Annotated in this window: 9 protein-coding genes; all 9 read right to left on the reverse strand. The window is 68.8% G+C overall.

Going from position 1 to position 15,119, the window contains the following annotated elements; translation table 11 throughout:
- Nucleotides 1–3: 3 nt before the first annotated feature.
- Nucleotides 4–1,656, reverse strand: coding sequence for a serine protease (locus ABEA07_RS21390; protein WP_345540369.1), 1,653 nt, complete (start codon nucleotides 1,654–1,656; stop codon nucleotides 4–6).
- On the reverse strand, nucleotides 1,653–2,648 hold the full coding sequence (locus ABEA07_RS21395; RefSeq protein WP_345540370.1) for an esterase/lipase family protein: 996 nt from the start codon (nucleotides 2,646–2,648) through the stop codon (nucleotides 1,653–1,655). The genes ABEA07_RS21390 and ABEA07_RS21395 overlap by 4 nt, the downstream gene beginning before the upstream one ends.
- Nucleotides 2,649–2,751: 103 nt before the next feature.
- A complete protein-coding gene (locus tag ABEA07_RS21400; protein WP_345540371.1) occupies nucleotides 2,752–6,597 on the reverse strand; it encodes an nSTAND1 domain-containing NTPase in 3,846 nt (1,281 codons plus the stop codon).
- Nucleotides 6,594–7,991, reverse strand: a complete 1,398-nt coding sequence (locus ABEA07_RS21405; RefSeq protein WP_345540373.1) for a toll/interleukin-1 receptor domain-containing protein — start codon at nucleotides 7,989–7,991, stop codon at nucleotides 6,594–6,596. Before ABEA07_RS21405 ends, ABEA07_RS21400 begins: the two co-directional genes overlap by 4 nt.
- Nucleotides 7,992–8,100: 109 nt before the next feature.
- Complete coding sequence (locus ABEA07_RS21410; RefSeq protein WP_345540375.1) at nucleotides 8,101–10,779, reverse strand: S1 family serine peptidase; 2,679 nt, start codon at nucleotides 10,777–10,779, stop codon at nucleotides 8,101–8,103.
- On the reverse strand, nucleotides 10,776–11,753 hold the full coding sequence (locus ABEA07_RS21415) for a hypothetical protein (protein ID WP_345540376.1): 978 nt from the start codon (nucleotides 11,751–11,753) through the stop codon (nucleotides 10,776–10,778). Before ABEA07_RS21415 ends, ABEA07_RS21410 begins: the two co-directional genes overlap by 4 nt.
- Complete coding sequence (locus ABEA07_RS21420; RefSeq protein ID WP_345540377.1) at nucleotides 11,753–12,733, reverse strand: AAA family ATPase; 981 nt, start codon at nucleotides 12,731–12,733, stop codon at nucleotides 11,753–11,755. Before ABEA07_RS21420 ends, ABEA07_RS21415 begins: the two co-directional genes overlap by 1 nt.
- Before the next feature lie 27 nt (nucleotides 12,734–12,760).
- A complete protein-coding gene (locus tag ABEA07_RS21425) occupies nucleotides 12,761–14,023 on the reverse strand; it encodes a toll/interleukin-1 receptor domain-containing protein (protein WP_345540378.1) in 1,263 nt (420 codons plus the stop codon).
- A 36-nt stretch (nucleotides 14,024–14,059) separates the two neighbouring features.
- On the reverse strand, nucleotides 14,060–14,887 hold the full coding sequence (locus ABEA07_RS21430; protein WP_345540380.1) for a glycoside hydrolase family 19 protein: 828 nt from the start codon (nucleotides 14,885–14,887) through the stop codon (nucleotides 14,060–14,062).
- Between the last annotated feature and the right edge of the window lie 232 nt (nucleotides 14,888–15,119).

Consider the following 15,119-nt stretch of genomic DNA (forward strand, 5'->3'; position numbering starts at 1 on the left):
GGTTTAGTCGTTCACCCCGATCCCGCGCCGGATCGACTGAAGCGTGATGCCCTCGTTGGCTTCATAGGTGCCGCCGCCTCCAAAGCGCGGGCAGGCCTGCGAGCCGGCGTGATGCAGCGCCACCACCTCCCATTTCTGGTTGAACACCGGGCTGCCGGAACTCCCCGGGTCCGTCGGCGTGCGATAGTGCATCAGGCGCGCCTTGGGGCACACGTCCATCAGGACGCTGTCCTGCAAGGAGAACTGCATCTCCCCCGCTTGCGGATGGCCCACGACAAAAGCCTTGGTCTTGGGCGAGGGCAAGGGGATGGCCTTGGCCACGGACAGGCCCTCGGCATCCTTCGGCGTGCTGCGCAACAGGCATACCGTCACGTCCAGCTTGCCGGGCGCATCGGCCACGTTTCCGAGCGTGCCCGGCTCCGACGTGTACAGCACCTCCTGGACTTCGTGGACCGCGGTCACGCCACTGGCGGCTTCGAGCTCGAAGGTCACGCGCGCCTCCTTCCAGGGCAAAGCCTTGGGGACGGCATCGCTGATCACATGCGCGTTGGTGACGAACACCAGTGGATGCGGCTGGCCGAACACGGCGCCCGGCATGAGAAAGCCCGTCCCCATGCGCACGCCTTTCGAGTTGGTCACGCACCCGATGTTCGGGCTGACGGAGAGCATCTTGCGCACGTCGTCCACGGTGAAAGCCTTCTCGCCGGAGAAGTTCTTCTCCAGTTCGCCCGGGTTGTCCTGCAAGCGCTGCAACTGCCTGGCATCCGCGGACCAGCGGCGCTGGGTGCGCATCACGTGGCGCTCGAAGATCTTCGCAAGCCGCCCGGGGCACCAGGTCCCGTCCAGCGGATTGCCCCTCCAAAGTTCGCGCACCTGCCGGAAATAGCTCTCCGCTTCGAAGGGACCGGTCCCCGGCTGGCCCAGAAATCGATACAGCCACAGCTCGGCCTTGTCGCACCACTCGCTGCCTGGCTCGATCCGGTCCAGCGCAAGGCACGCCTCGGAGGCGGTTGCCAGCGGCCAGGGATCGGACGGATCGGCACGGGCCGCGCCGATCGCCTGGCCCAGCACGTCGCGTGCCAGTGTCGCCAGGGGCGGGCCGGGATGATCGATCCCGAGCTCGTGCAGCCGCGTCCGCAGCGCCAGCACGTTGACGCCGAGAAAGAAGCTCGGCCTGCTGCCCATTTGCTTCTGGTAGCACTCGGTCGCCTCGACGAGAAAATTGACATCCTCGGTCAGCACGAACTTCTGCTTGCGGATGCGCCCGCGCAAGCCCTGGTAGTCCGCAGCCTGGACGGTGAAGTCCAGGTCCCCCGGGTTTGCCGCGGCGGCCTTGGCAGCCTCGTCGAGCAGTTCGTCGGCCCGCTCGAACGCGCCAAGTTCGACGACCGCCTGGGCCAGCAGACGCTGGATGAGGGCGTCACATCCGCGCGTGTCGTGCCATGCCATGCCGACCCGATGCATGTGGTCGAAGTGGCGGTGCCGCCGCAGGATGTCCATGACATTGCGGATGTCCTGCTTCTGCACCTTGTTGCCGGCCGGCGCAAGCTCATCGGCGATGCTGTTCACCGCTTCGGCGAGGCGCTGCAACGGCGGGTCCGGGTACTCGCGCTGCTTGAGCGCGGCCGCGAGCTCTTGCGCCGTGCTCGGGTTCATCGCAATTCCACGCCCACCGCTTGCGCGAACAGCGCGCGGAACTGCGTGCCCGCGAAATAGTGCGTGATGGTGTGGCGCCAGCTGCCCCAGTTGCTCTCCTTCACGTCTTCCACCGCCCGGCCCGCGAAGGGGGCGTAGTCGTCGAGCTTCGGGTCGGCGCCGCAGACGGGGTCCAGCGGGTCGTAGACGTTGATCCAGCGGCCGAGCAGCGGCGGGAAGTCGACCTTGTCCTTGCCTTCCGCGACGAGCTGCTCCTGGACCTCCGCCACGCCGAGCGGCGAGCCCAGCGTGAACAAGGTGTCCACCGGCGGGCAGCCAGGGCAGTTGCGCAAGACGTCGTAGGCCACCATCGTGCCCATGCTGTGCGTCACCAGCACGAGCTTCTCACCCTTTTCCGCTGCTTCCCGCAGGTTGGCCAACAGGCGATTGCGCAGCTCTTCGCGCACCTTGAACCTCGTGCCGTCCTTCGGCCGCACGTATGCCTTGTCGAACAGGAAGTAGTAGGCCTCCATGGCGGCCTTCTTGATGATGGCCTCCTTCACCGGCCTTGGCAGCCACGATGCGATCTCGAGCTGTGCCGGCTCCTGCGCCGCGGGCGCGTCGTCGATGTCCGGCGGGTCCGGTGGCGTGGGCGCCATCTGCATCTTGCGCTCGAATTCCTCGAGGAACCTCTTTTCCCTCACATTGGCCGGCGTGGGCTCGGCAAGATCGCCGGCGACACGCTCCAGATTTTCTTCCTTGACCACGGCGTTGCTCTCGGATTCGTAGTAGGAATCGAAAGACGTCTCGTAGTCCTCCCCATAGAACACATCGGCGTAGTAGTTGAAGAGGGCGGGCACGCCCTCGGTGTCGAGGTCGATGCCGGGATTCTTTCCGTCGAACGGCGGCGGCGTGCTGGAGCGCTCCAGGCCCCAGCGCCAGAGTTCCTCGAGCTTTGGCGGCGGCGGCTTCTTCGCGAGTCCGTGCACGAAAACGACGGCGTACTTCCTCATGATGCAACTCCTTCATCGCCCGGCGAGCTTGCCGATTCACTATACCTGCGGGCATGGACCCGCTGCGCCACCCCCATCCACAAAGAGGTGGACACACAGGGCCTCACCTGCACATCGGCTCCGGCGCCGGCAAGGCCGGGCAGGTCTTGCGGTACGGCACATCCGGCATGAATTGCCGCCATTCGGAGCACTCCAGATTGCGGCCCGCCATGTCGCAGGCGTCTTGCAGCATGGTGCGGTGATCCCAGCTGCGCAGCAGCACGGTGTTGTCCGCGCGGAGCACGGCCACCCGGCGGCCTGTCGGGCTGATGTCCACGCTCCTCACACTGTCGTCCGTGGCGCGCAGCCGGGCCAGCCGCCGGCCCTTGCGGATGTCCCAGATGTCGCGACCGCCCTTCGATTCGCCGCTCACCAGCGCGTCGCCGCCTTCGATGAACACAAGCCGCTCCACTTCCCATTCATGAGGGCCGAAGCTGGCGACGGTCTGACCGTTGGCCACGTCACGCAGCCGCACCATCTTGTCCGCGCCGCCCGTCGCGAGGCGCTTGCCGTCGGGACTGAACGCCATCTGCAGGACCCCGCCGAGGTGGGGATGCGAGAGGATGGCCTCCGGTGCGCGCGCGTCGAAGCGATGCAAGCGCACCACGCCATCCGATCCACCGACGGCGATCGCCTTGCCATCGGGGCTGAACACGACGACGTCGACGTCCACGCCTTGCACACCCTGCAGCACCGTCTCGCGGCCCCCTGGGCGCAACGCATGGATGTGGATCGCGCCGTCGGATCGCGTCACCGCGAGCCGTTGGTTGTCCTTGCTGATGGCGAAGCGCCGGAACGAGATGCCCGCGGGTTTCGCGAGTTGCAGGATGGCAGGACCGTCGCCCGCCATGTCGAGCACCTCCAAGTCCCCGTTGCTGCGCTGGATGGCCAGGCGCGAACCGTCCGGGCTGAATTCGGCGCGTTGCATGTCGGCATCCTGGCGCAGATGCCTCGCGCTGCCGGGGTCCCAGAAGTGCGCCGTGCTGCTGCCGGGTTCGACCGTCGCGAGCACGCTGCCTGTTCGATTGAATTCGATCTCCTCGGCCTTGTGCACTGCCGTGCCCAGGCGCAGAACCTTCGGCGGCGCGAGCTGCCAGATGGGATGCACGCGCTCCTGCCCGCGGGTCAGCCCAGCCACGGCGTCGCCATCCGGTGAAAACTGGAACTCGTCGACGCCTTGCGTCAGCCGGGTCTTCACACGCAGCGCACCGTCGGCGACCGACTGCACCGTGATCTCGCCGCCGGGAAGGCTGGTGGCGAGCCATCTGCCGTCCGGATCGATCGCCAGTGCGCTGGCGGTGCCCGGCTTGTGCTGGACGCGACCGACCTCCCGCAGCGGCCCGGTGGCCCACACGGTCGTGGTGTCGCCGCCGCGCACGGCCACGAAGCGCCCCGTCCGCTCGAAGGCGACCAGCGTCCTGTCGCCTCCGCCCTCCCCCAGCGTCCCCACCGCCGCGCCGGTGCGCGCATCGCGCAACGTGATGACGGACTTCCCGTCGGGGCCGCTGCCGAGCTCGGCGTCGAACCGGCAATCCGGCGAGCGCGCCAGTGTCTTCTGTGAGGTCTGCGGCAGCGGCACTTCGCCGGCGTCCGGCAGCTTCACTGCGCGGACGCCACCGCTCGCGCCGTAGAACAGGGTGGCTTCGCCCTCATCGACGAAAAGACAGCTCCCATCGGCTTGCGTGCCGACGCGGCGCACCGATGCGCCTTCGCCCCGGCCCGGCAATGGCCAGAGCTCGACCTCGCCTGCGTGGCCGACCATGGCCACGAAGTCTCCACGCGGACTGACGAGCATGCGCTGCAGTCCCCTGCGCAGCCCCGTGAGCGCGGCCCGGCCGAGTTCTCTTCCCTCACCCGGCTGCCAGGCGATCATCGTCCTGCCTTCATCGGTGGACACGATGCGCGATGCATCCGCGCCGTAGGCCAGCCGATGCACCGCGGCCTCGTGCGCCTTCCAGCGTCGCATGACACGCCAGTCCGCCAGGTCGACTTCGAAGATCTCACCGCGATCGGTCCCCAGCGCGGCCCGCCGCCCGTCGGGCGCGCTGGCGGATGCCGTCACGCCGCCTTCGATGCGAAGCAGCTTGCGCAGTCCTTCGTTGGCGATCAGCCGACCCAGTTGCGCCAGTTGCGCATCGAGCCGCTCGGGATGCCGATGGCTGGCTTCGGCGCCGAGCAGCAAGGCGCGGTCCGGCTGGCTCGGGGAGGTCGACGACGACGACTGCGCAGTGCGTGCGTTCGCGATCAGGTCGGTGGCCAACGCATCGCGGGTCAGCCGTGCGGCGCGGGCGGCGGCGTCGGCGGCCCGCTGTTCCTGCAGCGATGCCAGTTCGGCGGCCTTGCGGGATTTCTCCGTCTCTTCTTCTGCGCGGAGGTTGGCTTCGGCGGCCCGCTCGGCCATTCGCAGTGACCTGTCGGATGCGGCATCGGCGTCCACGCGCGCCTGCTCCGCCTCGCGCTTGGCCGCTGCGCTTTCCTGCGTCGCAATGTCCAATCGCTGCGTTGCCAGCACCGCTTCGCGGATCGAGATGCCGGCAGCGACGAGCAAGCCGATGGCCAGCACCCCGGCGCTGCCGATCCACACCGCCTGGCGCCGGTTGCGCTGCTGCACCGCCAGGGCTTCGCGCTCGCGCGCAGCCGCAGCGGCCTGCGCCTCCCGGGCCTGGCGCGCGTCCCGGCTTTCCTTGACGACGCGGGTGAGCACATCGTGCGACAGCTCGAGCCGCCGCACGCCGAAGCGGTCGTCGACGCTCAGCAGCCGGCCCGCCACGAGCTGATCGATCGCCTGGCGGGTGATGCCGGGAAGCGCCAGCGCGTCCTCCAGCGCATGGCTGTCGCGGAAACCGGCTTCCGTGATCAGCTCATCCTCCACGAACTCGCGCACGCGCGGGTCCAGGTCGCTCAGCGAACGGCCGTAGAAATCGACCAGGATCTCCTTTTCCGCGCCTGCCAGAAGATCGGCGCCGATACGTTCGCTGCCCTGCGCGATGCGGCGCAGGTTCAGCTCGCTGCAGATCACGCTGAGCAGCGCCGGGTCGACCTCCATGCGGTCGTAGTGATCGGGCGGGGGTGCCTTCGCCTGGTTGTTCCATGCCAGGCCGATGATGCGTTCGGCCACCTCGCCCTCCGCGAGCAAGCCTCCGCTGGCCACGACCTCGAGCGCCTGTCGCCCGTTCATGGGCGTCAGGCGATAGCGGTTGCGCGTCAGCGAAGGCATGCGGTCGCGCCAGGCTTCCATCTCGGCCAGGAAGTCTTCGCGGAAGCTCAGGACGACCTTGCACCCGAGGCGCCGGAAGTCGACACGCTCGGATAGCGAATGATCGGATTCCAGCGCATGTCGCAGTGCCTCGGGCGGCCGGTCTTCGACGAGGTCGGCGAGCTCGGCCATGAAATCGGCGGCGCTGCGCCGGATCTTTTCGTCGGCCGCGCCATGGGTGAACAGTTCTTCGAACTGGTCGAACACCAGCACGGGCACCACCGCCCGGTTGCGCACGTTCCAGAATCCGGCATCCGCACGGTGAAAGTGCTCCCACAAGGTCGCCCCGGGCAGCGGGGGCGTGGCGTCGATGGCGGCTTCGCTGCACGCGGCCTCGATCGCACCCCAGACCTGCTGGCGCAGCGGCAGGCTCGCGCCGTGCGCGAGGCGGATCAGCACCGGCACGTGCAGGTCCTCGCGCAGGCGCGGGAACAGGCCTGCCCGCAGCAACGATGTCTTGCCGAGCCCCGATCGCCCGAACAGGACCGTCAGCCTTTCGCGGCGGACCAGGCGCGCCAGCTCGTCGGACTCGCGGTCCCGTCCACGGAAGAAATTCCTGTCGGACTCCGCGAAGGAAGCGAGCCCGGGCCAGGGCCGCGAGGGGCTCAAGCGCTCGCCAGCCGGATCGCGGGGCAGTTGGAGCCGGTCGTTCATGAGCGGCCGCGGCCGGAGACCCTTCGGTACAGGTCGCGCACACGGTCGACGAATTCGGGCGTCACGCGCCCGCCGGGGGCGAGCGTCCACTGCGCCGCGCGAAAGCGATCGGGTACCACGCTGCCGTAGGGTGGCGTGTCGTCGATCACGACCGGGAGCAGAAAGGGCTCGTCGGGCGCCATGCCGCGTGCCCGTTCATCGGCCGCATTCCATTCGCGCCAGAAGAAGTCGCGGCGCCGTTGCGCGTCCTGGGTGGCGCCGGAAATCACCGGAACGAACAGCGTGCTGTCTTCCACGCCGCGGCGGATGCGCCGGTCCCAGTCGTCCCCGGCCTTCAGTTCGGCGTGGTCGAACCACACGTCAATGCCGGCGGCATCGAGCGCCTGCGCCAGGCTGCGTGCCGCCGCCGTGTCCTGGCTCGAATAGCTGATGAACACGGCGCCCTCGACGGCAGCGGAGGTCCCCGCAAGCGGAGACGCCGAAGGGGTGCTGTGGGGCTGCCGCTGCACCCAGCGCTTGCGCAACTCGGCACAGAAGCCGGCCGGATCCAGCGCCACCACGCGCGTCGCCGGGCTGAAGTCGGCCAGGAAGGCCCTCAAGCCCAGGTCGCCGGCGACGCGCGGATCGACCAGGTACTCCACCGTCTGCCGGCGAGAAGAGAGTCGCTCGTTCCTGGCCGCGCGCAGAAAGAAGCGCGCCAGCCAGTCGGGCAGGCGGCAGCCGATCAGCAGCAGATGATCGTCGCGCAGCGCATCGAACAGCAGCTTCGGCCGGCGCGCATCGTCCTGCAGGGCATGGAGAAACTCGAGGCGGTCTTCGTCGCAGATCACCCATTCGGGCGCCGAGGACTGCCGCCCCAGGAGATGGAACACGGTGGGCGTCGTCAGCCGCTCGCGCGGGACGGGCAGGTCCGCCGCGCGATTCGGCGCGAACGCGATCGCCGCCGTGCGCGATTGGCCGGCGTGACGCACGAGATCGATGGCGCGCACGAGCAGGCCGTCGAATGCCAGCGTGACGAACAGATCGAGGCCGGTGACGGCGGCCAGGTCGAGCAGGGCCTGGGGCGGTTCGACGTCCAGGTCCTTGACCACCTGCGCGACCCGGACATAGAGATCTTCCTTTCGCGCGCGGGGCGACAGGAGGTAGCGGCTCACCACGTCGTCCAGGCGCGGCACGCCCGCGATGCCGCGCATGTCGAGGTGCAGGCGCTCGGCCAGCCGGGTGGCGACGAGGGCATCGAATCCGATGTGCTGCCCCCGATAACTGACTTCGAGCAGTCCGCTGTCGACGACGACCACCACGTGACCATCGGCGATGTAGTCGAGGAGGTCACCCCAGAAGAACTCGTCGAGTTCGTCGGCGAGATCGTCATGAACGGAAATTTCGTCGCTCATGGCTCGGCGTCTCCAAGCGGCGGTGCTGCTATCTGACTCCGCTTTGGCGGCCGTGCCAACCTTTCGTTGGATCTAGCACCTTAGGCCAGTCGCCCCCTGCACGCCGATTTCAGCGCGGCGGAGCGGAACCGGCCCGGCCGCGCGGAGCGACGCCTTCCAGCATTCGCTTGTAGTTCTGAACCCAGCGCAAGCTCTCGCTGGCATCCTGCAAGCCCGGCAAGACAGTCACGCCGGCGGCGGCGGCCGCCTGTGCCACGTCCTGTTCAAGGCCGAGGAAAAACAGCAACGCGCCTGGCAAGGAAGCCTTCAGCCCGCTCACGATGCGGGCATCCGGAAACGGCCGGGTCGCGAACACGACCACATAGTCCGCGGTCGCGCGGGACAGAACCCAGCGCATCTCGGCCGCCACGGCGTCCGCGGACTCGGCCACCCGCCCCACGATCTGTGTCACCAGGGCATCGACACCTTCGTCGGCCGTCGGCCATTCCTGGTCTCGGATCACCACGTGGGGCGGCGGCGCATTGGGAAACCAGGCTCGCTTGAGCAGCAGGCGCGCGTACTGGACCGGCATCGCGTTCAGGTAGACGGCGCGCCGGCCGGGCTCGGCGCGGGCGACGCGCCGCAAATCCGCCAGGGTCTTGCCATCGGGAAGCATGAGCATCGCAGCCATGTCGGCGCGCTCGACGAGCGCGGCACGGTCGATGCCCTCGCGCGACGCGGCATCGGCCAGTGCCGCCTCCAGGCGTTGCTGAAGCGGCACTTCCGATGGCTCGCCCGGCGACAGTCCGAGACGATAGTGGGCCGCCGCGGCGAAGTCGGCGTCGCTGGCAGTCGGCGCGTCCACGGGCCGGCTTCCGAGCGTGTGCTGCAGTTGCAGCCACAGGGTCTCCTCGTCCAGGGAGTCCAGCGACAGCGTGGGCGCCGCCTGCAGCGGACGCGGCAACCGAGGCACATTCGTCCGGTAGGTCAGCATCGCGACCGGGAACCCGGGGTCGACCCAGCGGCGAAACGCCATCGCCGCCATGTCGCGATGGCCTTCGGAACCGGAGGCGTTCGCGACCGGGGTCAGAAGGCAGACTGCCGCCCTCGCGCTGTTCAAGGCACGCGCGTCATCGTCGTCGCGCGTTCGACGCATCTCGGCGGTGACGCGAGGCCGCAACCTGGCCACCTGCAGCGACCGCCGGACGCGTTCGAGCGCCACCTCGTCGAGCTCCTCGCCCTTGCCGTAGGAATCGCTAGGCGCGTACGCCACCAGGACATCGGGTTCCTGCCCATCCGGCAGAAGCGCCCACGACAGAAAAGCGTCGATCTGGCCCGCCGGGACGGCGTACAGCAGGTCTCTTTCGTTGCCCAGCGCCACCATCCCGACCATCTCGCCCGCGTGAATGACGGGGACGCCGGACAAGCCTTTGGTCGGCGGCAATGGGTTGCCGCCATCACGCTCGATCTCCAGCAGGCCCTCGTATGTGCGCCCGCTCGCCGAGGTCGAGACTTCGAAGGCTGTCACCCTGTACGCCAGGCTCGTCCAAGAAGACTCCTCCACCACCAGCAGCGTGGTCGATTGACCTGCCTCGGGCGCTGCCTGCGCGCGCGGCATCGTCCGACCGCTGCGCAGCGGCCCATTCACTGCCAGCAGCGCGAGATCGACCCGGGGATCGGCCGCGACGAGCAGCGCGGCCGAACGGTGGGTGCCCTTCCTCACCTCGATCGGCGACGGATTCGCGGCCTCGCGCACCGCCTCGCTGACGGCATGCAAGGTCGTCAGGATGCGATCGTCCGATACGAACAGCCCGCGCGCCATGGCGTTGCCGCAATGCACGAAAACGCAACCCTCGAGCAGTTCTTCCAGCGACATCGCGACCGCGGCAGTGGCCGGACCGAGCCGGTACACCGCGCCCGTCAAGGTGCGCAAGCGCAGCTCACGCCATCCGGCAGGCAGCGGCATCGCCGTCCCGGGGACGATCGCCTGCACCCGCGTCACGCGGGTGGCGTCGACGGTCCAGCTCAGCTCCGCGAACAGCGGCCTGGTGATCGGCAGCGTGACTTGCGAGCCGGCAGCATCCTCGGTGCCCGGCGGTCGCAGCAGCAGCGACTCCGGGCCGACTTCGCACACCAGCGCGGTCGACTTGTCCAGCAACGATGCCGGCAGCAGCCATCCCAGGTCGCCCGGAATGACGCGCCCATCGGCCGGGTTCACCGCGCGGCCGCCGATACCGATCAGCGCCGACGACGCGAGCAGCAAGGCCAGCGCGGCATCCGTGTCGCGCGCGGCCGCGGGCAGGCGCGGCACTGCGCGCACGGCCCAGCGAGCGACCTCGACCGCGCGATGTCCGCCGGATGCCAGCGCGATCATCGCCGGTCGCAACGCCTCTTCGAGCGCCTCGGCGGCCCCGTCGCTCGGGCGCAAGGCAAGGTAGGTCAGCGTTTCCTCGAGCCGCAAGGCCTCGGGCCAGCCGGCGTGCATCTGCGTCGTGTGCTGCCAAGCCGCATCGAGCGCCGAGCCACCGCTGCCCAGACGCTCGCGGGCCAGCTGATCACGCAAGATGACGGCCACCTGCGGGTCGAGCACGAATCCTTCGTCGCCGCGCGATTCGGAGAGCCCGCTGAACCAGAGATCGGCTTCGGCGCTCGCGTCGGTACCGGGCAGCAATGCCAGTCGCAATCGCCGCAGCAAGGGCGCATCGATGCGCACAGCCAACGAGGCATAGCGCCCCAGGGACACCGCCGCGGGGTGCCTTGCGGCGAGTTCGGCGATGCATCGCGCGGCATGTTCGTCGCCGCTGCTCATCCCAAGCTCCCCCAAAGCGCGCGGCGCACGGTGGCAGCCGTGGTACGCCGATCCCAGGCCACGCACCCCATCGGGACCGCCAGCGCCGAAGGCCAACGCTTGGGCGGGTAAGGCACGAGGGTGCGCAGTTGCACGCCCGCACGCCGCGCAGCCTGTGAGAACTCGATCCATTCGCTCGCGGTGACCGCACGCGAAGGCCGGTCGGCCGGACACAGCCCGAGGTCGGTGAGCAGCAGCACCGGCGTCTGCGGCGCAGGGGGCTGCCACGGGGCGGGCTTGCGTGCGGACATGCGTACGCCGTGCAGGGGTGTTCCCTCGAACATGCCGATGGCGAGCAGGTCGGGCGCCATCAGGCGGTCCAGGCGACTGACGAACTGCTCCGCATCCGCGCGAAACGGCGCCATGCCGGGGCCCTGGTCGATCAGCACGTGCAAGCCGCGCCGCAGGTTCCAGCCCCGGCGCATCGGCAACGCATCGAGGGGCTCGCCCCGGGCCAGCGTGAGGACCACGGCATCGAGATCGATCGTTTCATCGTCGGCCACGCCCGCCACCAGCGCCGCGACCGCCGTGCGCTCCTGGCGCGGATCGAGCAAGGAGTCGACGACGGGACTGAGGTACGGCAAGGCGCGCTGCATCGCCCGATCGGGCAGCGCCCAATGGGGTCGTACGGCCGCAAGCGGGGCCGGATCGAGCGCCGTCACCGCGGCGGGCTTCGTCGACAACGGCGCGACGGACCCCGACGGGCTCGTCCCCCCGACTTCCGGCGCGGGTCCTTCATGGACGACGGTCGGGACGGCGGCCTCCGTGGCGCCGATCGGGGCCACCGCCCGGTTCGCCTCGGGCGCCGCCGCGATGTCCGCCCAGGATTCCAGGCTGAGCATCCGCATCACCTCGCGAGCGGTCCCAGGCGAGTCGATCTCGAGCTTGTCGAGCACCTCGAGCAGATCGGCGACGAAGATCAGCGCCCTGCTCATCACATGTTGGCATCCGGCAGCGGCAGGTCGCGCTTCCACAGCAAGGTCTGCTCCAGCAAGGCCCAGCGAGGGGATCGATGGTCCACCTGAAGCCGCTCGCACGCGGCCAGCGCGTCCAGGTACTCGGCGGTGCTGGGCTCGCGCAAGTTCTGCTGACGCGAGAGCTCGCGCAGATGCACCAGCCGCTCGGCGATCGCGCGGTGCGTCGCCGCCCGCTCGGAACCGAACCGGTCGTTCGCGATCTCCACCAGCTGGTTGGCCGTGGGCGGCTCCAGCTTCAGCACGACGCAGCGGCGCATGAACGCAGCGGGCAGCTCACGCTCTCCATTCGTCGTGATCATCATCAGCACGCGTTCACGCCGGCCGCAGACCTGGAGCGGCGAATCGAGGGCGTCGACAGTGAAGCGCTCGGCGTCGAGCGCTTCCAGCAAATCGTTGGGGACGTCAGGCTCGGCTTTGTCGATCTCATCGAGCAGCACCACCGCACAAAGACTCTCGACGGCGGCCTGAGGGTCGGATGCCGGCGGGACGTCTGCCTGCGCCGGCCCGGCACCGCGACGCGACGCGGTATCGGCGTCGAAAGCCCACCATAGGGCCTGCGGTTCCAGATAGGCGGCGCGCGGGCGCAGCGATCCTGCGCTGTGCATGCTCGCCTGGGCATCCGACAAACGCCGAAGCGCATCGAACTTCCACATCAGGTCCTGGGCCCGGGTCCGCGATGTGACGACGCAAGAATAGAACTTCCAGCCCAGGAGCTTGGCCACATTGGCCGCCAGCGTCGTCTTTCCGGTGCCGGGGTTGCCCGCGATCAGCAGCGGTCGGCCGGTGGCCATCGCGACGTTCACGGCCAGGATGATGGCGGGGCTGTAGACGTAAGCGGTGGTGTCATCCAGGCGCAGGGTCACACTGGCGTCATCGCCAACGACCGCCCCGGCCCGAGCGCCAGGATCGAAGTAACGCGGTTTGAATTGTTCGGGCATGGGGAAGGGTCTCGGACAGAGGGAAGTTCAGCGCGCCGACTCCAGCGCTGCCGCATAGTCGGCATTGCGCTGCGCCTCGACCTCGAGCTGCATCCCCGGAGCGAGGCGCACGACACCTTGGGGAAGATCTTCGGCAGGCAGCAGCGTCGCGCCGGTATGCAAGATGAACACGACGCGAGGAAAGCGGGTCTGCAAGGCGCGCAGCAACTGTTCGTCGGGAACGGGGGGCGGAAGCACATACACGACCGGCTGCTCGGGGTCGCGATGGCGCAGCACCTCATCGACCTGCTCGTCGCTGTCGATCACCGCCTCCTTGTTGAGGCGATACGCCTTCCGGATGCGGCGCACCAATTCGTCTTCCCACCCATCCGAACCACCGCCTTCGACCCAGTAGATGTAGTCGGAGGTCTCCGGCATCAACGCGCGCCAGGCCACCATCCGCGAGCTGTAGCGAATGCGTGCGCCATTCAGCGCGGCGGCCGGCGGCGAGGCGCGCGTCCCTTCCGCCACGAGCGCACCGAAGCGGCCCGCTATTTCGGCATCGACCCACATCGATGCAGCCAGCTCCAGGACGGCTCGGCGATGCTCCGCGGGCATCGCCGCATTGCGCAGGTCTCGCATCAGACCCGCGACGCCTCCCACGCCCCCCAGCCGGCCGCGGACGATTCCCCGCGCCAGCATCCGCGCCCGCAGCCGAGCACGATCCACCGATCCCGTCCATGCCACCTGCTGGCCGAGCAGCCGCTCGCACAGCGCCTCGAGTTCGTTGGCGTTGACCTGCACCAGGCGCGCCTCGATGGCGCGCTCGAGCCTGTCCAGCACGGTGACGCGTGGCGGCTGACAGGTCTGCAAGCGCCCCAGGACCCATGCGGCCACCGCGCCGGCCGGGGTGCCCGGCGCAAAGGCCTGGATGTCGTCCAGCCGCAACGCGGCGAACGAGGGCACCGCGTTCACGTCCGCCAGCGTGACGCCGGGAAGCAGAACGCAGAAAAAGGGAAACTCCGGCTCGCGCGCCTTGCGGAACGACAGAATGGTCGACTCCTTCAGCACCCAGGGCCGCTTCAGCGCGCGTTCCGACAGCACCAGGAGCGCGGCCTGGCATTCCGCCAGCATGTCGTGCAGGATGCCCTCCCAGGCGTCGCCGGCGTCGATCCGGGTTCGGTCGATGAGCACTTCGTGCGGATTGCCTCCCTCGGGTGGATCGACCTTCAACCCGGCTTCGAGCGCATCGAGATAGTCCAGCTCCTCCTGCTTGTTCTTGTCGGTGCCGTGACTGATGAACAGGCGCATGGTCGAAGGGAATGTCTGAATGCCCTGTCGACGACGCTATGGCCGCGTCGACCTTTCGAGCGGCGCCCTTCTCTTTGCTGCAGGCTTTGCGGTCCTGGGCGAGGGCCTTGCGGCAGCGGCGGTGCTCTTCGCAGGCGTACGGCGCTTCCTGGCCGGCGCCACGGCCTTCGGCGAATCTTCGGCGGGCGCCAGCGCTTCCGAATGCGCAATGTCTTCCGAGCCGCGCGTGAGCGGCGGCAGGTTTCCGAGGTCCGGCGCCGCCGTCGTCTTCGCGCCGCGCGAGCCACGCGTCGCCGGTGCGGCGTCGCCGAAGGTGCCGCCGGCCAGCACCGTCTTCGCGCGCTCGTAGTACTTCTGCCGGTCGGCCAGGCCGTTGACGCCGCCGTTGATGCGTTTCGTGATCGCGACGAACTGCTGCGCGTCCGCCAGCTCGTTGAGGTGGTTGCTCGACCAGAAGAGGCCCGCCAGCGCGAAGGCGACATCCGGCTGGGCGGCCCGCTCCGGTTGTGCGAGCAGGTCGATGTGGAGCAGGTCGCCGTAACGCTTGTAGTTGAACCGGCCCGTGATCTGGATCGGCCCGCGGCCCTTGAAGCGCTTGCCGTCCCCCGGCTGCGTGTTGCCCAGCCGCGTGGCGAGCGTGCCGGGCGGCTCATAGCGCTTCTGGGCGTCGGTCGGCCCCCAGATCTCCTCCATCCATCGGAACTCGCCCGACTCGTGCGCGAGCTGCGCCAGGAAGGCCGCGGCCCGCAAGGGATTGTTCACCTCGAAGGTCTGCATGGCGCCATTGATGTGAGGCAGGAAGTCGGCGAGCTTGGCAGCGGGGAGGTGGGGCATGACCTGCTGAAGCTGGGATGAGGTCAACATGGGCTTCTCCTGCGAATGGGTGATCAGGAATGTGCGGTCTGCGCGCATGCACCGCGATATGCGGTGGAAAGGATGATCCGAGACTGCGCCAGAGACAATTCCGCCGTTTGCCTTAGGCCATTCGCAGAGTACGCGCAAGCGCTGCGTTTGGCGCGCCTCCTCTCCTTCAGCCGGGGGATGTGTTCGCTTCCCGGGACCGCCCGCCTACGCCACATCGATCGAGGCGCCCATC

The sequence above is a fragment of the Variovorax defluvii genome (assembly GCF_039541515.1).
In the GTDB taxonomy this organism is placed as follows: Bacteria; Pseudomonadota; Gammaproteobacteria; order Burkholderiales; family Burkholderiaceae_C; genus Variovorax; species Variovorax defluvii.